This window comes from Pseudomonas sp. C5pp (genome assembly GCF_000814065.1).
GTDB lineage: Bacteria > Pseudomonadota > Gammaproteobacteria > Pseudomonadales > Pseudomonadaceae > Aquipseudomonas > Aquipseudomonas asiatica.
The window spans coordinates 1-17,964 of the sequence record NZ_JWLN01000054.1; the positions used below are offsets into that span (position 1 = coordinate 1).

Genomic DNA, 17,964 nt, shown 5'->3' on the forward strand with positions numbered 1-17,964 from the left:
AACATGGTGGCTGGCTTTGCTTCGCTACCGCGTTGGAGTGGTGCGCATTATAGGGCGATGTTTCAGGAGGTCAACCTTTAATTTCAATAATTTAGAATCTTTTTGAAAAAGACTGCATCAGGGCCCCCAGCGCTCGTCGCGAGCCTTGCAGCGCCTGTGAGATCGAGCGCCGCCCGCGCGGCGCTTCGCAGCGCAAGGCTGCTCCCACGTCTGTTTCGGGCAAGTAATGTCAGTACCAGCGCACGCGACCGCCTTGTTTGTCCGGCGCTCGATCGCACAGGCGCTGAAATATCAACGCCAAGCGCCTTGCCCCCGCCCCTCGTATTTGCGCACTATATTGCTCACCCCAACCCCGCTCAAGGATCGTCGCGCAGAAATGAACACCCAGCCCCGCAGCCTGGCCGCTACCCTCTTCCCGATCGGCCTGCTGCTCATCGCCATGGCATCGATACAGTCCGGCGCCTCCCTGGCCAAAAGCATGTTCCCCATCATCGGCGCGCAAGGCACCACCACCCTGCGCCTGATCTTCGCCAGCATCATCATGCTGCTTATCCTGCGCCCTTGGCGTGTGCGCATGACCCGCAATACCCTGCGCAACGTCATCATCTACGGCATGGCGCTGGGCGGCATGAACTTCCTCTTCTATATGGCCCTGCAAACGGTACCGATCGGCATTGCCGTGGCACTGGAATTCACCGGCCCGCTGGCCGTGGCAATCTTCTCCTCGCGCCGGCCGATCGACTTCCTCTGGATTGCCCTGGCCATCGTCGGCCTGCTGCTGTTGCTGCCGGCCGGCCATGGCGGGCAGGCCCTCGACCCGGTCGGCGCTGCCTATGCCCTGGGCGCGGGCGTATGCTGGGCGCTGTACATCCTGTTCGGGCAACGTGCCGGGGCCGAGCATGGTATCCAGAGTGCCGCACTGGGCGTAGTGGTGGCCGCGCTGTTCGTTGCCCCCATCGGTATCGCCCACGCCGGCAGCGCATTGCTCACACCCGCCCTGATCCCCATGGCGCTAGGAGTCGCGGTGTTGTCCACCGCCCTGCCCTACAGCCTGGAAATGGTTGCCCTCACGCGTATCCCGGCACGCACCTTCGGCACCCTCATGAGTATCGAGCCAGCATTCGGCGCATTGTCCGGCCTGCTGTTCCTGGGCGAGGTACTGACGATTACCCAGTGGCTGGCTATTCTGGCGATCATCACCGCGTCTGTCGGCACCACCCTGTCCATGCGCAAGGAACCCAGCCCGGTCGTTGCCACTGACTGATATGAGAAATATTTTCATTTGAGACAGGATTAGTGATTGTAGCGACCCGTCTCGCTGATTAAGCTGTCACAGAATCATCATCTTTACGCTATCTACTGGACCGAACACGGACGCTGGGGAAATTTCAGGAAGAACCAAAGCGATAACGACAGGGCCAGGCAGCTGATCCGCCCTGCATTTAAGGACAGGAATGAAACGTATTTTGCTCATCCTGGCCATCTTGGCTATTGCTGGATGTGCCGCCACGGCCAAGACCGAGGTCAAAAAAGGCAAGAAAGGCCTGCATATCAATTGCTCCGGCCTGTCTTCCTCGTGGGACAACTGCTACAGCAAGGCCGCAAGCTCCTGCAGCACGCGCGGATACCGGGTCATTGCACGCTCGGGCGATAGCGATGAAGAACCCGGTGACTACTTGTTCGGCATCAACCCGGCGGGTTACACCAGCCGCAGCATGATCGTCATCTGCAAGTAGAAAAAAGGGCAGCTCGCAAGCTGCCCTTTTCATTTGCCACCTTACAAGGGCGCGGTGCGCGCCTCCAGCCAGGCCAGCGCTTCATCCTTGAGCAACGGCGCCAGACGCTCGCGTACTCTGGCGTGATAGCCATTCAACCAGTCCAGTTCTTCCCTGGACAACAACTCGGGCACCAGGCAGCGGGTATCGATCGGGCATAGCGTCAGGGTCTCGAAGTTCAGGAAGTCGCCGAAGGCGCTCTTGCCGACCTCGCGATTGACCACCAGGTTCTCGATGCGCACTCCCCACTGCCCTGGGCGGTACGTACCCGGCTCGATCGAGCTGATCATGCCCACCTGCATCGCGGTCTGCGGCGTGGGTGCCGCCTGGTAGGCAATTACCTGCGGCCCCTCGTGCACGTTCATGAAGTAGCCCACACCATGCCCGGTGCCGTGGCCGTAATCCACTTGGTCAGCCCAGATCGGTGCCCGGGCAATGGCGTCGAGCAACGGCGATAGCACGCCCCGCGGGAAGGTGGCACGCGACAGGGCGATCATGCCTTTGAGCACGCGTGTGCAATCCTGCTTCTGTGCAAGGCTCGGGTTGCCCACCGGCACCATGCGCGTGATGTCGGTGGTGCCCCCCAGGTACTGCCCGCCCGAATCGATCAGCAGCAGACCATCGCCCTCGATGACCGCGTGCGACTGTTCCGTGGCGCGGTAATGCGGCATCGCGCCATTGCCGTTGAAGGCGGCAATGGTCGAGAAGCTCAACGACACGAAGCCTGGGCGGCGGGCACGGGCGGCACTCAACTGCTCGTCGATCGTCAGCTCGGTAACCAGCTCACGACCAAGGTTGGCCTCGAGCCAGGCGAAGAATTCGCACAGGGCCGCGCCATCCTGCTCCATCACCTGCCGGATGTGCACCAGTTCCTCATCACCCTTGCACGACTTGCTCAAGGTGCTGGGGTTGAGGCCCTCGACCAGCTCCACCTCGGCCGGCAGGTTATCCAGCAAGCCGCAGGTCACCCGGGCCGGGTCGACCAGCAATCGGCTGCCGGCCGGCATGGCGGCAAGGGCCTTGCCTGCTTCGGCGTAGCCACGCACTTCGATACCGTCGGCCGCAAGCACCTTGCGTAGATGTTCGTCGAGCTTGTCCTGGCCGACGAACAGGATGGCCTGCTGCTGGCTGATCAGGGCAAAGGCTACGAACACCGGATTGTAGGAAACATCGCTACCGCGCAGATTGAACAGCCAGGCGATGTCATCCAGGGTGGCGATGAAATGCCAATCGGCCCCCTTGGCCTGCACGCTCTGGCGCAACTGCGCCAGTTTTTCCGCACGGTTCACCGTGGCGTGCGGCGGCAAATGCTGGTAGACCGGGTTGCCTGGCAGCGCCGGGCGCCCTTCCCAGACCTGGCCCAGCACGTCCTTGTCAGTCACCAATCGCGCCCCGCGCACCTTCAGCCGATCGCTCAGTTGGCGCGCCGAAGCCAGCGCCATGACCGCACCATCTACCGCCACGCTGCCGTTGGGCTCGACGTGATCGCCCAGCCATTCCAGCGCACCAGGCTTGCCCGGCAGCAGTTTCATCAGCTCGATGCCACTGCCCGCCAGCTCGTGTTCCGCCTGTTCCCAGTAGCGGCTATCGACCCACAACCCGGCAAAGCCAGCCGTGACCACCAGCGTGCCGACCGAGCCATGGAAACCAGAAAGCCACTGGCGCCCTTGCCAGTAACCAGGCAGATATTCGGAAAGATGGGGGTCGGCCGAAGGTACCAGCAAGGCATCGATGCCTTCTGCGGCCATGGCCTGGCGAACCAGCGCCAAACGCTGCGGCACGCTTTGCCCAAGGGTGGTCTGAACGTTCATGCGCTCTCCTGCGGCTACATCACGGTTTATCCAGTGTGCCGATAATGGAACAGCTGCCGAAGCCCTGCAATCTTGGCGACCGACACACGGCATGCATTGCCCGTGACGCCCTGCGCATACCGGACATTTCCTACAGACGGGCCAGAACCACCGATCAAGTTCCGCTGAACTTCCACAAAGCACCGGCTTCACACTCAGTACATTCATTGCACACAGGCAAATGACCATGCCCAACGCCTGCGCCCCTAAAAGCGGCGTGGTGCTGCTCGACACCCGCGCGCACACCCCCGACCACGAGCATGCCGTGCACCTGAAGCTTGCCGATGGCCTGGCCAGCCTTCTGGGCTGCCCGCACGTGCAACCCAGCCAGCCACCAAGCGCCACCGACGGCTACTACTACCTGCCCACCGAAACCCTGGTCGATCCCGAACGCCATGCCGCCCTCGGCATCTGCAGCGAACAGGACCTTTTCGGTGGCCTGGTCGCACACCCCTACATGGCGACCAAGGCGATTTCCCACCCGCTGCCGGCCGGGGCCAGTTTCCCGCCGGGCTGGACCGATGCCTTCGCACGGCAAGCCTGCGACGCCCTGCTGCGCGGCTACACCGTATTCAGCAAGGCCGATGCACGGACCGCCGCACAGCTGTTACTGACGGACGGCCCGTTGCGAATCAAGCCGGTACTGGCCTGCGCAGGCCGTGGGCAACAGGTCATAACCACGGCGGATGAGCTGGAACCGCTGCTGGCCGGCATGGATGACCAGGACCTTGCGCTATGGGGGTTGGTGCTCGAGGAAGACCTGAGCGAAGTGCAAACCTTCAGCGTTGGCCAGGTACGTGTCGCCGGCCTGACCTGCAGCTATCACGGCACCCAGCAACTTACCCGCGACCATCAGGGCACGGAAGTGTATGGCGGCTCCGACCTGGTAGTGGTACGCGGTGACTACCAGGCACTGCTGCAACTGCCGCTGGATGAGGCGCTGCGCCTGGCCATCAATCAGGCAATGGCCTACGAACAGGCCGCCGAGCAGCACTTCCCCGGCTTCATCGCCTCGCGGCGCAACTACGACATTGCCCGCGGCGTGAACCCACAGGGCCACCTGCGCAGCGGCGTACTCGAGCAATCCTGGCGCCTGGGCGGTGCCAGCAGTGCCGAACTGCTGGCCTTGCAGGCGTTCGCCGACGACCCGGCATTGCAACGGGTGCGTGCCTCCACCCATGAAGTGTTCGGCACCCCCGAACTTCCCACTGACGCCACCCTCTTTTACCAAGGAAACGACAGTGAACTCGGACAACTCAGCAAATTTGCGCGGATTCGCGAACATGACCATTCAAAGTGAAACCGTTGAACTGCAGGTCGAGGATGACAGCATCGTCGGCACCCTGGTCAGCCCCGGCAGCAAGATGCCGGGCATTCTCTTCGTCCACGGCTGGGGTGGCAGCCAGCAACGCGACCTGGCCCGCGCCCGGCATATCACCGGGCTGGGCTGCGTATGCATGACCTTCGACCTGCGCGGCCACGAAAAAACCGAAAGCCAACGGCTGACGGTAACCCGCGAACAGAACCTGACCGACCTGATGGTGGCCTACGACCGGTTGGTAAGCCACCCGGCCGTCGACACCAGTGCCATCGCCATCATCGGCAGCAGCTATGGCGGCTACCTGGCCACCCTGCTGACCCGCGAGCGGCCGGTCAAATGGCTGGCCCTGCGGGTACCCGCGATGTACTGGGACGACGAATGGAACCTCCCCAAGCAAACCCTCGACCGGCAACGGTTGAACGCCTACCGCCAGCGCCCGCTCGGCCCGGCGGACAACCGCGCACTGGCAGCCTGTGCCGAGTTCGGTGGCGATGTACTGCTGGTCGAGTCCGAGCAGGACGACTACGTGCCGCACAGCACCTTGATGAGCTACCGCTCGGCATTCGTCAGCGCCCATTCACTCACCCACCGCATCGTCGACGGTGCCGACCACGCGCTGTCCAGCGAACAGAGCCAGAAAGCCTACAGTTCGATCCTGGCGGCATGGGTCAGCGAAATGGTCATTGGCGCCCGCCTGGATCGCTACCCGCACTACGCGCCCTGGTATGCCTGAGGCTCACCTACCTGGCAATGCAGGCCGCCGTCGGCACCGCGCACCAGGCTGCGCAGCGTCTGGTAGGCAGCAAAGTTGACGCCACGCGCCTGGTACTGGCCAAGCAGGTCGAGGAAAGGTTCCCCGACGAAATATACGGCCGCCGCTGCCCACGCCTGGCGGGACTGCCATTGCAGGTACTGCAGCACCCGGCTGCCATCTTCGCTGGCCTGAATACTGACGCCCTGCAGCCCCTCGCAACGCGCGGCCAGCTCTTCGCTGCGCGCCACCAGCGCTTGGGCCAACGCCTGCTGGAACTTGCCAGGCACTTCAAATTCGATCATCTGGGTAAACCACAGGGCATGGGATGTTGCCGTCATGAACGGTCTCCTGGTGACGGACGCCTACAGCGCGATGCAGAGCAGGGTAAAACCTCAAGTTATGTCAAGGTCAAGCGGTTTTCCGCACCGGGAACGCCCCCGCGCCCTAACCCGATACCGCGAAGCGCCGCCGATAATCACTCGGGGTCAGGCCGGTGATGCGCTGAAACACCTTGCGAAACGCACCCGGGTCCTGGTAACCGACGCCCCAGGCGATTTGCTCGACATTGCGCCGGGTGAACTCCAGCAAGCGGCACGCACGCCCCACCCGCACCTGCTGGCAGTACTCGGTTGGCCGTAGCCCCGTGGCAGCACGAAAACGCCGCAGGAAGGTGCGTTCCTCCAGCCCCGCGCACGCAGCCATGCTGGCCAGATCGGCATCCTGCCCACCGTTGCCCTGCAACCAGTGCTGCACCTTCAGTACCGCCTCATCGCCATGGTCCAGGCGTGGATTGAACACTGCACCAGGCAGCGGCGCCGCGACCGGGTCGACCGCCAGGTAGCGGGCAGTTTCCCGCGCCACCGTCGCGCCCATGAAGCGCTCCAGCAAGCGCAAGCCCAGGTCGGTCCAGGCCATCAGCCCGGCCGAGGTGACGATGTCGCCATCGTCCAGCAACGGCTGCTGGGCCTCGACCCGTACCTTGGGAAAACGCTGGGCAAGCGAATGCACGTAGTTCCAGTGGGTACAGGCCGGGCGCCCGTCGAGCAGACCACTGGCGGCGATGAAGAACACCCCGATGCACACCGATGCCAGCACCGTGCCGTGCCCGTGCAACTGGCACAACGACGCTCGATGGCGCTCAAGCAGCTCACCCTGCGGTGCCGACTCCAGGCTTGGCGGAATGATCAGCACCCGCAGATCGGCCGCGGCGGCAGGCGGGCTCTCAGGGGCAGGCTGCAACTGCCCCGCCTCGTCTGCCTGCCAAAAGCTGATACGCACCGATGGCAACTCGACGGCACCCAGTTCGGCAAGCACCCGGTTGGCCACCAGGAACAGGTCGGCCAGCCCATGCACGGCAGCACGCTGCGCGCCGGGGTACAGCAGCAGGCCGATGTCCAGGCTGGCGGGGTTGTCAGTTTTTGCCTGCATAGTGTCGTTCGCGCCAATCCTCAGGTCAGTGCACACAGCCTATAACTAACGACATCCAACGACTACTGCCACAGGAGGCAGCATGAGCAAGCAGGCGCTGATCATCATCGACATCCAGAACGACTACTTCCCGGGCGGTAAATGGACCCTCGATGGTGCCGACCAGGCGGCCGACAATGCTGCCCGCCTGTTGGCGGCGGCGCGTCAACGGGGCGACTTGGTGGTACATGTGCGGCATGAGTTCGAAAGCGCCGATGCGCCGTTCTTCGCGCCAGGCTCGCAGGGTGCGGCGATCCATGCCAAGGTCGAGCCTCAAGCCGGTGAGCCGGTGGTGCTCAAGCACAAGGTCAACGCCTTCCTCGGTACCGACCTTGAGCACACGCTGGACCGGCATGGCGTCGAGGCCCTGACCATCGTCGGCAGCATGAGCCACATGTGCATCGACGCCGCCACCCGGGCCGCGGCCGACCTGGGTTACGAAGTGACCGTGGCGCACGACGCCTGTGCCACGCTGCCACTGGAGTTCGATGGCAAGCGGGTGCCGGCGGCGCAGGTGCATGATTCGGTGATGGCAGCATTGGCGTTTGCCTATGCCAAGGTGGTCAGGACCGATGAATTGCTGAATAGCTGATCAGGCTTGCTCAGCACCTGTGGGAGCGGGCGTGCCCGCGAATCAGGCGACGCGGAGGATGGCACCGGCTCCGCCGGTGTTCGCGGGCATGCCCGCTCCCACAGGTGGGGTGGTGCAGCCCTGCGCGCTCTTAGATCACCACATTGCGCACAAACCGCACCTCCACCGCCCCATCGTTGCGATAGGCATACCGGCAGTTACTGGGAAACACATGGAACTGCCCGACCTGCAGGCGATGCTCGACCCCTTCGATAATCAGCGTCAGTTGCCCTTGCGCCACATAGATCTGCTCGCTCCAGCCTTCGGCATCAGCCTCGCTGGAATAGCACTCGCCCGGTGCCAGGGTCCATTCCCACAGTTCCACCTCGCGCCGCGCCACGCTGCTGCCCAACAGCACCGCCCGGCTCTGCGGGTGCTCGCCGGCCCAGGCCAACTCTTCGATGCGCCCGGGGTCGCGCTGGTCAGGTGCCTGGATCAGGGTACTGAAAGCCACGCCCAAGGCCTCGGCAATCAGGTCGAGAGTAGTCAGGCTGACATTCTTCTCGCCCGCCTCGATCGCCACCAGCATGCGCCGGCTGACCCCGGAACGCTCCGCCAACGCCGTCTGGCTCATACCCGCGGCGTTGCGCAGGCTGCGTACATTGAGGCTGACATGTTGCAGCACCGATGCCCGGTGCGAGGAATCTTTGTGCACTATATTGCTCACTGGTCGGTATTGCGCAGTATACTGCCCACTTTGCGGCGATTGTGCGCCGCCCCTTCAGAGTGCGCAAGACCATGAGCCAGCCCAGCAGCAAACCGACCCCTGCCATTGCCTTTCGCCTGAGCAAGGCCGAATTGGTGCTGGTGTTCATCACCATGCTGTGGGGCGGCACCTTCCTGCTGGTGCACAACGTGATGAGCGTCAGCGGCCCGATGTTCTTCGTCGGCCTGCGCTTCGCTGCAGCCGCGCTGTTCGTCGGGGTGGTCTCGGCGCGGGCGCTGCCAGGGCTGACCTTCACCGAACTGAAGGCCGGCATGCTGATCGGCGTGTCGATCATGCTCGGCTACGGCCTGCAGACCATGGGCCTGCAAACAATCAGCAGCAGCCAGTCGGCGTTCATCACCGCGCTGTACGTGCCGTTCGTGCCGCTGCTGCAATGGCTGGTGCTGGGCCGGCGCCCCGGCCTTATGCCCAGCATCGGTATCGGCCTGGCGTTCATCGGCCTGATGCTGCTGGCCGGCCCGGAGGGTGGCAGCCTGCACTTCAGCGAAGGCGAGCTGGTAACCCTGGTCAGCGCCGTGGCCATTGCCGGCGAAATCATCCTGATCAGCCGCTACGCCGGGCAGGTCGATGTGCGCCGGGTCACCGTGGTACAGCTGGCGACCGCCTCGCTGCTGGCGTTCCTGATGATCGTGCCGACCCAGGAGCGCATACCCGACTTTTCCTGGCTGCTGCTGACCAGTGCCGTGGGCCTGGGCGCCATGAGCGCGGTGATCCAGGTAGCCATGAACTGGGCGCAGAAGTCGGTCTCGCCCACCCGCGCCACCCTCATCTATGCCGGCGAACCAGTATGGGCCGGGATCGTCGGGCGCATCGCCGGTGAACGCCTGCCGGGCGTGGCACTGCTCGGCGGCCTGCTGATCGTGATCGCGGTGGTGGTCAGCGAACTCAAGGTGCGCCGCCCGCGCGAGGTGGCCGAAGCGCGGGAAGTGACGGATGAAGGTGAACGCCAGGCTGGCCTGTAAAGCCGCCAACTGCGGCTATGCTTTGTAAGAATCTGTTATAAAAAAACAGCTTGTCACAGCCTGTTTGTAGGATTCTGCGACAGCTTGCGTGTTGGTGATCAACCCCTCGGCACGTATGATTCTTTGCAAACTTCTCCAGAATAGAACGCTATGTCATTGATAGTGCTATTGCTTCTGCCGTTCGTGGGCAGTTGCCTGGCAGCCGTGCTGCCGCACAACGCACGTAACGCGGAGTCCATTCTCGCCGGGCTCGTGGCCCTGGTCGGCACTGTCCAGGTAGCACTGCTGTACCCTCAGGTTGCCCACGGTGGCGTGATTCGCGAAGAGTTCCTCTGGCTGCCCAGCCTGGGGTTGAACCTGGTGCTGCGCATGGACGGCTTCGCCTGGCTGTTCTCGCTGCTGGTGCTGGGCATCGGTACGCTGGTGTCGCTGTACGCCCGCTACTACATGTCGCCACAAGACCCGGTGCCGCGCTTCTTCGCCTTCTTCCTCGCCTTCATGGGCGCCATGCTCGGCCTGGTGATCTCCGGCAACCTGATCCAGCTGGTGTTCTTCTGGGAACTCACCAGCCTGTTCTCGTTCCTGCTCATCGGCTACTGGCACCACCGTGCCGACGCCCGCCGTGGCGCCTACATGGCGCTGATGGTCACGGGCGCGGGCGGCTTGTGCCTGCTGGTGGGTGCACTGCTGCTCGGCCATGTGGTCGGCAGCTACGATCTGGACAAGGTCCTGGCTGCCGGCAACACCATTCGCCAGCATGCGCTGTACCCGGTGCTGCTGCCGCTGATCCTTATCGGCGCCCTGAGCAAGAGCGCACAGTTCCCCTTCCAGTTCTGGCTGCCCCATGCCATGGCAGCGCCCACCCCGGTATCGGCTTATCTGCACTCGGCGACCATGGTCAAGGCCGGGGTGTTCCTGCTGGCGCGCCTGTGGCCGGTGCTGTCGGGCAGCGAAGAGTGGTTCTGGATCGTAGGCGGTGCCGGCGCCCTCACCCTGCTGCTCGGCGCCTTCGCCGCCATGTTCCAGAACGACCTCAAGGGCCTGCTGGCGTACTCGACCATCAGCCACCTGGGCCTGATTACCCTGCTGCTGGGCCTGAACAGCCCGCTGGCCGCAGTCGCGGCGGTGTTCCACATTCTCAACCACGCAACCTTCAAGGCCTCGTTGTTCATGGCCGCCGGCATCATCGACCACGAAAGCGGTACCCGTGACATCCGCCGCCTCAGCGGGCTGATACGCCTGGTGCCATACACCGCCACCCTGGCCATGGTGGCCAGTGCCTCAATGGCCGGCGTACCGTTGATGAACGGTTTCCTGTCCAAGGAAATGTTCTTCGCCGAAACGGTGTTCATCAGCTCCACTGCCTGGGTCGAGGCCACGTTGCCGGTGGTCGCCACCCTGGCCGGCACCTTCAGCGTGGCCTATGCCCTGCGCTTCACCGTCGATGTGTTCTTCGGCCCCACTGCGCAGGACCTCCCGCATACCCCACACGAACCGCCACGCTGGATGCGTGCGCCGGTCGAATTGCTGGTGCTTACCTGCCTGGTGGTGGGCATCTTCCCTGCCCAGTCGGTCGGCCCGCTGCTGGCCGCCGCCGCCCTGCCTGTGGTGGGTGGCACCCTGCCGGAATACAGCCTGGCCATCTGGCATGGCTGGAACGCGCCGCTGATCATGAGCCTGGTGGCCATGAGCGGCGGTATCGTGCTTTACCTGCTGCTGCGCAAGCAGCTGCGCCTTGGCCGCTTCCCCTACCCACCGGTGATCGAACGCTTCAATGGCAAGCGCCTGTTCGAACACGGCCAGGTGCAGCTAATGCTGCTGGCGCGGCGCATCGAGCGCCTGCTCACCAGCCGCCGCCTGCAATCGCAGCTGTTCATGCTGGTGCTCGCCGCCTTCCTCGCCGGCCTCACCCCCATGCTCTACAGTGGTCTCAGCTGGGGCGACCGGCCGAAGATTCCGGGCTCGGGCGTGTTTGTCGCGCTGTGGCTGATCGCCATCGCCTGCGCCATCGGCGCTGCCTACCAGGCCAAGTATCACCGTTTGGCGGCGTTGATCATGGTCAGCGTCTGCGGCCTGATGACCTGCATCACCTTCGTCTGGTTCTCCGCGCCCGATCTGGCCCTGACCCAGCTGGTAGTGGAAGTGGTCACCACCGTGCTGATCCTGCTCGGCCTGCGCTGGCTGCCGCGGCGGATCGAAGGCGTATCGCCGCTGCCGGGCAGCCTCGAGCGTGCGCGCATGCGTCGCCTGCGCGACCTGCTGCTGGCGGTGCTGGTAGGTGGCGGTATGGCCGTGCTGTCCTACGCCATGCTGACCCGGCCGACGCCGAACGATATTTCCTCGTTCTACCTGAGCCGGGCACTCCCCCAGGGCGGTGGCACCAACGTGGTCAATGTCATGCTGGTCGACTTCCGTGGTTTCGATACCCTCGGTGAAATCACCGTGCTGGTGGCCGTGGCGCTGACCGTGTTCGCCCTGCTGCGGCGCTTCCGCCCGCCCAAGGAGAGCATGCAACTGCCGGCGCAGCAGCGTCAGCTGGCACCCGACGTGGTCACCGACCTGATCAACCCGCGGCATGCCACCGACACCGCCCTGGGCTTCATGATGGTGCCCGCGGTGCTGGTGCGCCTGCTGCTGCCGATCGCCCTGCTGGTGTCGATGTACCTGTTCATGCGTGGCCACAACCAGCCGGGTGGCGGCTTTGTTGCCGGCCTGGTGATGTCGGTGGCGTTCATCCTGCAGTACATGGTGGCCGGCACCCAGTGGGTCGAGGCGCAGATGAGCCTGCGCCCGCTGCGCTGGATGGGCACCGGGCTGCTGTGCGCAACCCTGACCGGCGCGGGCGCCATGCTGCTGGGCTACCCGTTCCTCACCACCCATACCGCCCACCTGCACCTGCCGTTGCTCGGCGATGTGCACGTGGCCAGCGCGCTGTTCTTCGATGTCGGGGTGTTCACCGTGGTGGTCGGCTCGACCCTGCTGATCCTCACCGCCCTGGCGCACCAATCGGTGCGCGCCTACCGCCCGGGTAACCCGGCGAAAACCAGCCAAGCAGGAGCCGCCTGATGGAAGAAGTGATTGCAGTTGCCATCGGCGTGCTGGCCGCTTCGGGAGTGTGGCTTATCCTGCGCCCGCGAACCTACCAGGTGATCATGGGCCTCTGCCTGCTGTCGTACGGGGTCAACCTGTTCATCTTCAGCATGGGCAGCCTGTTCATCGGCAAGGAACCGATCATCAAGGACGGCGTGCCCCAGGACCTGCTGCACTACACCGACCCGCTGCCGCAGGCCCTGGTGCTCACCGCCATCGTCATCAGCTTCGCCATGACCGCGCTGTTCCTGGTGGTGTTGCTGGCCTCGCGCGGCCTGACCGGTACCGACCACGTGGATGGCCGGGAGCGTGACGAATGAGTGGCATGAGCCAATTGATCATCGCGCCCATCCTGCTGCCCTTGGTTACCGCGGCATTGATGTTGCTGCTGGGCGAGAAACACCGGCGGACAAAGGCCCGGCTGAACCTGCTGTCGACCTTTGCCGGCCTGGCCATCGCGGTCAGCCTGCTGCTGTGGGTGCGCACCCAGGGCCAGGCGGAATCGATCGGTGTCTACCTGCCGGGCAACTGGCCGGCACCGTTCGGCATCGTGCTGGTGGTAGACCACCTGTCGGCCCTGCTGCTGACCCTCACCGGCATCATCGGTTTCAGTGCCCTGCTGTTTGCCCGCGCTCGCTGGGACGGTGCCGGGGCCAGCTTCCACGCACTGTTCCAGATCCAGCTGATGGGCCTTTACGGCGCCTTTCTCACCGCCGACCTGTTCAACCTGTTCGTGTTCTTCGAGGTGCTGCTGGCCGCTTCCTATGGCCTGCTGCTGCATGGCTCGGGCCGCGCCCGGGTGCGTGCCGGCCTGCACTACATTGCCATCAACCTGTTCGCCTCGTCGCTGTTCCTGATCGGCGCAGCGATGCTGTATGGCGTGACCGGCACCCTGAACATGGCCGACCTGGCGCTGAAGATTCCGTTGGTGGCGGAGGCCGACCGTGGCCTGCTGCACGCTGGCGCGGCGATCCTGGCCATGGCCTTCCTGGTCAAGGCCGGCATCTGGCCGCTGAACTTCTGGCTGGTACCGGCCTATGCCTCGGCCAGCGCGCCGGTGGCAGCGCTGTTCGCCATCATGACCAAGGTCGGCCTGTATGCCGTACTGCGCCTGTGGACTCTGCTGTTCTCGGGGCAGGCCGGGGCCTCGGCGCACTTCGGTGGTGAATGGCTGGTGTACGGTGGCCTGGTCACCCTGGCGGTGGCGGCAGTGTCGATCATGGCCGCGCAGCGCCTGGAGCGCATGGCCGCCCTCAGCATCCTGGTTTCAGCCGGCACCCTGCTCGGCGCCGTCGGTTTTGCGCAATCGGCGCTGACCGGCGCGGCGTTGTTCTATCTGGTCAATTCGACCCTGGCGCTGTGCGCGCTATTCCTGCTCGCCGAACTGGTCGAACGTTCGCGCTCGGCCAACGAAGCACCGCTGGACGACGAAGAAGACGCCATGCCGCCACCGCTGGAATCACTGCACCCACCCAAGGGCATCAACCTCGACGATGAACAGAAGGTGGTGATCGGCCAGATCATCCCGTGGACCATGGCCTTCCTCGGCCTCAGCTTCATCGCCTGCGCCCTGTTGATCATCGGCATGCCGCCGCTGTCGGGCTTTGTCGGCAAGCTCAACCTGATCAGCGCGCTGTTCAACCCGCAAGGGCTGGGCGTGCCTGCCGAGCAGCCGCTGGGCATGGCGGGTTGGGGCCTGGTGGCGTTGCTGGTCCTGTCTGGCATGGCCTCGCTGATCGCCTTCGGCCGCGTCGGCATCCAGCGCTTCTGGAAGCCTGAAGAGCGCCCATCGCCGGTGCTGCGCCGCTATGAATGCTTGCCCATCGTCATCCTGCTCGGCCTGTGCTTCATCCTCAGCTTCAGGGCCGAGCCGCTGCTGCGCTACACCCAGGACACCGCCGCCAGCCTGCAGGCCCCCGACACCTATATCGAAGCCGTGATGGCCGCCCGGCCGATTCCTGGCCCCACCTCGCTCGACGTAAAGGTGCAGCCATGAATCGACTGTTCCCGGCACCGCTGTTATCGGTTTCACTGTTCGGCCTGTGGCTGTTGCTGAACCTATCGGTCAGCCCTGGCAACCTGCTGCTGGCTGCCGCGCTCGGCGTGCTGGCGCCGCTGCTGATGGCACCGCTGCGCCCGCAGCATGCCCATGTGCGACGGCCGCTGGCCATCGCCCGGCTGATTGGCCGGGTCGGCATCGATGTGATCATGTCCAATCTGCTGGTTGCCCGCGGCGTGCTGCGCGCCGGCAAGCAGCCGCCGCGTTCGGCCTTCGTGCACATCCCGCTGGCCCTGCACGACCCACATGGCCTGGCGGCGTTATCGATGATTACCACGGTAGTGCCCGGCACGGTCTGGTCCGAGCTGGCGCTGGACCGCACCGTGTTGCTGCTGCATGTGTTCGACCTGGACGATGAGGCGGCCTTCATCCAGCACTTCAAGGACACCTACGAACGCCCGCTGATGGAGATTTTCCAATGACAGGTCTGCTCGCCAATGCTGTCCTCGCCAGCCTGTTCATCTTCGCCCTGGCCATGGCCCTGGCACTTATCCGGCTGTTCCGCGGCCCGTCCGCCCAGGACCGGGTGCTGGCGCTGGACTACCTGTACATCCTGGCGATGCTGACCATGCTGGTGCTGGGAATCCGTTATGCCAGTGACACCTACTTCGAAGGTGCCCTGCTGATTGCGCTGTTCGGTTTCGTTGGCTCGTTTGCCCTGGCCAAGTTCCTGCTGCGCGGTGAGGTGATCGAATGACTGAAACCCTGCAACTCCCCTTCTGGCTGGAGCTGGTCACTGCCGCGCTGCTGCTGACCGGCAGCCTGTTCGCTCTGATCGGTGCCGTTGGCCTGTTGCGGCTGAAGGACTACTTCCAGCGCATGCACCCGCCGGCACTGGCTTCGACCATTGGTGCCTGGTGCGTGGCACTGGCTTCGATCATCTATTTTTCCTGGCTCAAGGAAGCCCCGGTGCTGCACGCCTGGCTGATTCCGATCCTGCTGTCGATCACCGTGCCGGTGACCACACTGTTGCTGGCCCGGGCGGCGCTGTTCCGCAAGCGCATGGCGAAAGAGCCGGTCCCTGAAGAAGTCAGCAGCGGCCGCGATAGAGGCAACTGACAGGTCGCCGCCTCACCCTTGGGCCAGGCGCTGCAACTCGCGCCGGACCATGGCCGCATAAGGCGGCGGGCCGAGGCGATAAAATTCCCCTGCCACCCAGTTCAACCAGGCGCCTTGCAGTTCTTCGCGCCTGGCCAGCAAACGCTCGGCCTCGGCCACGGCATCCGCCTGGTGCTGCCGATGGAACTCGGCACGCGTGGCAGGCGCGTCGTCACTGTGGGTCATTCACTGGCCTTGAAGGTGGTCAGCTCACCCTTGCGCCATTTGGCAACCTTGCCGGTCACCGCCTTGAGCAACTTGCCCAGGCCTTCCTGCACTTGTTGCTGTGCGGCGAATACCAGCATCACACCGTGGCCTTCACGGAATACGATGCCCTCGCCTTCAGGCACCGACACGAAGGCATAGTCGCCCACGCCATATACGTTCAACTTGATTTCGCGAAAGCGCATTTCCAGTTTGCCGCCTTCGCGGCTGGGCAGCACGGCGGCGCGAAAGTGGTCGCCGACCTTCAGTTCCAAACGCTGCTTGTCATCGACGACCAATGCGCTTTCGGTGTCGATTTCGGCCATGTACAGGCCTTCGGGACTCTGTTCCGTAACATAGACAAAGCGGCCCTGGAACAGCTGGGCCAATTTACCGCGCAAGTCGCCCAAGGCGAACAACGCATGGGTATCAAGAGTGCTGACTGCCAATGAAGTAATCCTCAACCGGTTACAACCCGCCCTCACCCAAAGCTCGGTGAGGCACGGCCATTTCTTATCGATAGGCGAAAAGAGTAATAAAGCGATATGCGAAATGTCTGCGCCCGCTGGCGATGCAGCGTGCGGGAATCTTTACCCTGGCTTGCCAGATCTGGCCTCAAATACAGGCTTTCGGCATATTCCCGATTCGGGAAGCGCAATGTCTGACAGCAAAACCGCCAGAAAAAATGCGACAGGCAATGCCAGAGCGCACGTAAGAACGGGCCCTGCAATCCATCAGCGCATTACTGGGGAAAGAATATGCACGAAAACACCGAAATTCGTCGAGAGGCAAAGTACATTTCTTACAAGCGAACGCCCTGAACAACACCCCGTACGCTTGCTGGCAGCACTCACGGCGCTCAGGCAGCCAGGCCCTTCTTCAACTGCTGCCAGGCCGCCTGGCACTCCAAGGCCTCTTCACGGGTGGCAAATGCGGTACCACGGCGTTCGCCATTGACCAGCACCACCCAGCAGACGCGTTTACCCAGCGCACGCAGTGTGGCAGGCACACCCGAACCAATCATCACGGCTACATCGACCCGGCTATTCATCATTCCCTCCGGAATTTAATTAGCACCCTAACGATAAAGCCATGATACGCCTGCTTATGGCGCGGAAACAGCGCATCCCGGTACAGCAGTGTTACGTGCAGGCCAACAAAACCGCCGCCGGTAAGAAACGCAAAAAGCCCCAGGGATCGCTCCGTGGGGCTTGGCACACCGCGCGGGGTTACACCTGGCGCTGGTGGCGATCGAGCTGCTCGTGGCGCTCCTGGGCTTCGATGCAGTACTTGGTGGTCGGGCTGATCAGCAGACGCTTCAGGCCGATTGGTTCACCGCTGTCATCGCACCAGCCGAAGCTTTCGTCGGCAATACGGTCCAGGGCCATTTCCAGCTGCGGCAGCAGGCGCTGGTCGCGGTCGATGGCGTTCACCAGCCAGCTACGCTCTTCTTCGACCGAAGCCACGTCGGCAGGATCCGACGGGGTGTCCAGGCCTTCGATGGTGGCACGGCTCAGCTCGATGCGTTCATGGGTTTCGACTTTCATCGCCTGCAGCAGGCCAGCGAAGAAAGCCAGCTGGTCAGCGTTCATGTAGTCATCGGCCGACATGGCCAGCAACTGTTCCTTGGTCATCGATTTCTCTATGAAAAAATGTGCATTTGGGCGATTCGGGTGCCGCCGACGCCTCGGCATCGGCAGCAGAATTCTTCAAGCGCCAACCGGCACTCTTTTACAGGGGGCGGCAGTCTAAGGCGCCACGTCGCGTGGAGCAACTGCAATTGGGTGCGAATTTGCTTCCGGTGCCCACATTCCGCCAGTCGGCGCACTCTGCTCTGGCTTTGGCTTTGGCTTTGGCTTTGGCTTTGGCTTTGGCTTTGGCTTTGGCTTTGGCTTTGGCTTTGGCTTTGGCTCTTGATCTTGATCTTGATCTTGATCTTGATCTTGATCTTGATCTTGATCTTCGCGACTTCAGGAGGCCGAGCAGAGGTCTTGCGGAGGGAGGTGACGGGCATCCATGCCCGTCA

20 protein-coding genes and 1 pseudogene are annotated in these 17,964 nt (G+C 63.6%); 13 read left to right on the forward strand and 8 right to left on the reverse strand.

Annotation, left to right across the window (positions count from 1 at the left end; genetic code table 11):
* Positions 1 to 376 precede the first annotated feature (376 nt).
* Positions 377 to 1,286, forward strand: a pseudogene (gene rhtA / locus RR51_RS27065) (threonine/homoserine exporter RhtA).
* A 168-nt stretch (positions 1,287 to 1,454) separates the two neighbouring features.
* Positions 1,455 to 1,736 carry a hypothetical protein gene (locus tag RR51_RS27070; RefSeq protein WP_003259745.1) on the forward strand — a complete coding sequence of 94 codons (282 nt, stop codon included), beginning with the start codon at positions 1,455 to 1,457 and terminating at the stop codon, positions 1,734 to 1,736.
* Positions 1,737 to 1,777: 41 nt separating this feature from the next.
* Here the strand turns inward: RR51_RS27070 and RR51_RS27075 are convergent, their stop codons facing one another.
* On the reverse strand, positions 1,778 to 3,586 hold the full coding sequence (locus tag RR51_RS27075; RefSeq protein WP_039615298.1) for an aminopeptidase P family protein: 1,809 nt from the start codon (positions 3,584 to 3,586) through the stop codon (positions 1,778 to 1,780).
* Positions 3,587 to 3,806: 220 nt separating this feature from the next.
* Here RR51_RS27075 and RR51_RS27080 point away from each other — a divergent pair, with 220 nt between their 5' ends.
* Together RR51_RS27080 and RR51_RS27085 are read left to right on the forward strand one after the other, a co-directional pair.
* Positions 3,807 to 4,925 carry a DUF3182 family protein gene (locus tag RR51_RS27080; protein ID WP_039615299.1) on the forward strand — a complete coding sequence of 373 codons (1,119 nt, stop codon included), beginning with the start codon at positions 3,807 to 3,809 and terminating at the stop codon, positions 4,923 to 4,925.
* Positions 4,909 to 5,679 carry an alpha/beta hydrolase family protein gene (locus RR51_RS27085; RefSeq protein ID WP_039615300.1) on the forward strand — a complete coding sequence of 257 codons (771 nt, stop codon included), beginning with the start codon at positions 4,909 to 4,911 and terminating at the stop codon, positions 5,677 to 5,679. The genes RR51_RS27080 and RR51_RS27085 overlap by 17 nt, the downstream gene beginning before the upstream one ends.
* Here the strand turns inward: RR51_RS27085 and RR51_RS27090 are convergent.
* Together RR51_RS27090 and RR51_RS27095 are read right to left on the reverse strand one after the other, a co-directional pair.
* A complete protein-coding gene (locus RR51_RS27090) occupies positions 5,658 to 6,038 on the reverse strand; it encodes an antibiotic biosynthesis monooxygenase (RefSeq protein WP_039615301.1) in 381 nt (126 codons plus the stop codon). The genes RR51_RS27085 and RR51_RS27090 overlap by 22 nt on opposite strands.
* A gap of 106 nt (positions 6,039 to 6,144) precedes the next feature.
* On the reverse strand, positions 6,145 to 7,128 hold the full coding sequence (locus RR51_RS27095; protein WP_039615302.1) for a GlxA family transcriptional regulator: 984 nt from the start codon (positions 7,126 to 7,128) through the stop codon (positions 6,145 to 6,147).
* 82 nt (positions 7,129 to 7,210) lie between these two features.
* Here RR51_RS27095 and RR51_RS27100 point away from each other — a divergent pair, with 82 nt between their 5' ends.
* On the forward strand, positions 7,211 to 7,759 hold the full coding sequence (locus RR51_RS27100) for a cysteine hydrolase family protein (RefSeq protein ID WP_039615303.1): 549 nt from the start codon (positions 7,211 to 7,213) through the stop codon (positions 7,757 to 7,759).
* Between the two features lie 130 nt (positions 7,760 to 7,889).
* On the opposite strand, the gene RR51_RS27105 is transcribed toward RR51_RS27100, so the two are convergent.
* Complete coding sequence (locus RR51_RS27105) at positions 7,890 to 8,453, reverse strand: helix-turn-helix domain-containing protein (protein WP_039615304.1); 564 nt, start codon at positions 8,451 to 8,453, stop codon at positions 7,890 to 7,892.
* Positions 8,454 to 8,536: 83 nt separating this feature from the next.
* Between RR51_RS27105 and RR51_RS27110 the strand changes: the two genes are divergently transcribed.
* The 7 genes from RR51_RS27110 to RR51_RS27140 all read left to right on the forward strand — a co-directional run bounded on the left by RR51_RS27110 (position 8,537) and on the right by RR51_RS27140 (position 15,695).
* Complete coding sequence (locus RR51_RS27110) at positions 8,537 to 9,487, forward strand: DMT family transporter (protein ID WP_039615305.1); 951 nt, start codon at positions 8,537 to 8,539, stop codon at positions 9,485 to 9,487.
* Positions 9,488 to 9,637: 150 nt separating this feature from the next.
* Positions 9,638 to 12,553, forward strand: coding sequence for a monovalent cation/H+ antiporter subunit A (locus tag RR51_RS27115; protein WP_015269660.1), 2,916 nt, complete (start codon positions 9,638 to 9,640; stop codon positions 12,551 to 12,553).
* On the forward strand, positions 12,553 to 12,897 hold the full coding sequence (locus tag RR51_RS27120) for a Na+/H+ antiporter subunit C (protein WP_013971840.1): 345 nt from the start codon (positions 12,553 to 12,555) through the stop codon (positions 12,895 to 12,897). The genes RR51_RS27115 and RR51_RS27120 overlap by 1 nt, the downstream gene beginning before the upstream one ends.
* Complete coding sequence (locus tag RR51_RS27125; protein ID WP_039615306.1) at positions 12,894 to 14,573, forward strand: monovalent cation/H+ antiporter subunit D; 1,680 nt, start codon at positions 12,894 to 12,896, stop codon at positions 14,571 to 14,573. The genes RR51_RS27120 and RR51_RS27125 overlap by 4 nt, the downstream gene beginning before the upstream one ends.
* Complete coding sequence (locus RR51_RS27130) at positions 14,570 to 15,058, forward strand: Na+/H+ antiporter subunit E (RefSeq protein ID WP_039615307.1); 489 nt, start codon at positions 14,570 to 14,572, stop codon at positions 15,056 to 15,058. Before RR51_RS27125 ends, RR51_RS27130 begins: the two co-directional genes overlap by 4 nt.
* A complete protein-coding gene (locus RR51_RS27135; RefSeq protein WP_003259015.1) occupies positions 15,055 to 15,333 on the forward strand; it encodes a K+/H+ antiporter subunit F in 279 nt (92 codons plus the stop codon). Before RR51_RS27130 ends, RR51_RS27135 begins: the two co-directional genes overlap by 4 nt.
* Entirely contained in the window at positions 15,330 to 15,695 is a 366-nt protein-coding gene (locus RR51_RS27140) for a Na+/H+ antiporter subunit G (protein ID WP_003259017.1), read from the forward strand. The genes RR51_RS27135 and RR51_RS27140 overlap by 4 nt, the downstream gene beginning before the upstream one ends.
* Positions 15,696 to 15,707: 12 nt before the next feature.
* Here the strand turns inward: RR51_RS27140 and RR51_RS27145 are convergent, their stop codons facing one another.
* From RR51_RS27145 to RR51_RS27160, 4 genes are all read right to left on the reverse strand, one after another.
* Positions 15,708 to 15,920 (reverse strand): hypothetical protein, encoded by a 213-nt coding sequence (locus RR51_RS27145; RefSeq protein ID WP_039615308.1) that lies wholly within the window; start codon positions 15,918 to 15,920, stop codon positions 15,708 to 15,710.
* A complete protein-coding gene (locus tag RR51_RS27150; RefSeq protein WP_003259020.1) occupies positions 15,917 to 16,387 on the reverse strand; it encodes a hypothetical protein in 471 nt (156 codons plus the stop codon). Before RR51_RS27150 ends, RR51_RS27145 begins: the two co-directional genes overlap by 4 nt.
* Before the next feature lie 410 nt (positions 16,388 to 16,797).
* Positions 16,798 to 16,989 carry a hypothetical protein gene (locus RR51_RS27155; RefSeq protein WP_024086603.1) on the reverse strand — a complete coding sequence of 64 codons (192 nt, stop codon included), beginning with the start codon at positions 16,987 to 16,989 and terminating at the stop codon, positions 16,798 to 16,800.
* 178 nt (positions 16,990 to 17,167) lie between these two features.
* Positions 17,168 to 17,572, reverse strand: coding sequence for a TraR/DksA family transcriptional regulator (locus tag RR51_RS27160; RefSeq protein WP_003259022.1), 405 nt, complete (start codon positions 17,570 to 17,572; stop codon positions 17,168 to 17,170).
* Between the two features lie 131 nt (positions 17,573 to 17,703).
* On the opposite strand from RR51_RS27160, the gene RR51_RS31125 reads away from it, so the two are divergent.
* A partial coding sequence (locus tag RR51_RS31125) for a hypothetical protein (RefSeq protein WP_177328688.1) occupies positions 17,704 to 17,964 on the forward strand: 261 nt, incomplete at its 3' end.

Coding starts and splice junctions, on each gene's coding strand:
- RR51_RS27070 (WP_003259745.1), top strand. CDS start 1,455: ATGAAACGTATTTTGCTCATCCTGGCCATCTTGGCTATTGCTGGATGT.
- RR51_RS27075 (WP_039615298.1), bottom strand. CDS start 3,586: ATGAACGTTCAGACCACCCTTGGGCAAAGCGTGCCGCAGCGTTTGGCG.
- RR51_RS27080 (WP_039615299.1), top strand. CDS start 3,807: ATGACCATGCCCAACGCCTGCGCCCCTAAAAGCGGCGTGGTGCTGCTC.
- RR51_RS27085 (WP_039615300.1), top strand. CDS start 4,909: ATGACCATTCAAAGTGAAACCGTTGAACTGCAGGTCGAGGATGACAGC.
- RR51_RS27090 (WP_039615301.1), bottom strand. CDS start 6,038: ATGACGGCAACATCCCATGCCCTGTGGTTTACCCAGATGATCGAATTT.
- RR51_RS27095 (WP_039615302.1), bottom strand. CDS start 7,128: ATGCAGGCAAAAACTGACAACCCCGCCAGCCTGGACATCGGCCTGCTG.
- RR51_RS27100 (WP_039615303.1), top strand. CDS start 7,211: ATGAGCAAGCAGGCGCTGATCATCATCGACATCCAGAACGACTACTTC.
- RR51_RS27110 (WP_039615305.1), top strand. CDS start 8,537: ATGAGCCAGCCCAGCAGCAAACCGACCCCTGCCATTGCCTTTCGCCTG.
- RR51_RS27115 (WP_015269660.1), top strand. CDS start 9,638: ATGTCATTGATAGTGCTATTGCTTCTGCCGTTCGTGGGCAGTTGCCTG.
- RR51_RS27120 (WP_013971840.1), top strand. CDS start 12,553: ATGGAAGAAGTGATTGCAGTTGCCATCGGCGTGCTGGCCGCTTCGGGA.
- RR51_RS27125 (WP_039615306.1), top strand. CDS start 12,894: ATGAGTGGCATGAGCCAATTGATCATCGCGCCCATCCTGCTGCCCTTG.
- RR51_RS27130 (WP_039615307.1), top strand. CDS start 14,570: ATGAATCGACTGTTCCCGGCACCGCTGTTATCGGTTTCACTGTTCGGC.
- RR51_RS27135 (WP_003259015.1), top strand. CDS start 15,055: ATGACAGGTCTGCTCGCCAATGCTGTCCTCGCCAGCCTGTTCATCTTC.
- RR51_RS27140 (WP_003259017.1), top strand. CDS start 15,330: ATGACTGAAACCCTGCAACTCCCCTTCTGGCTGGAGCTGGTCACTGCC.
- RR51_RS27145 (WP_039615308.1), bottom strand. CDS start 15,920: ATGACCCACAGTGACGACGCGCCTGCCACGCGTGCCGAGTTCCATCGG.
- RR51_RS27155 (WP_024086603.1), bottom strand. CDS start 16,989: ATGAATAGCCGGGTCGATGTAGCCGTGATGATTGGTTCGGGTGTGCCT.
- RR51_RS27160 (WP_003259022.1), bottom strand. CDS start 17,572: ATGACCAAGGAACAGTTGCTGGCCATGTCGGCCGATGACTACATGAAC.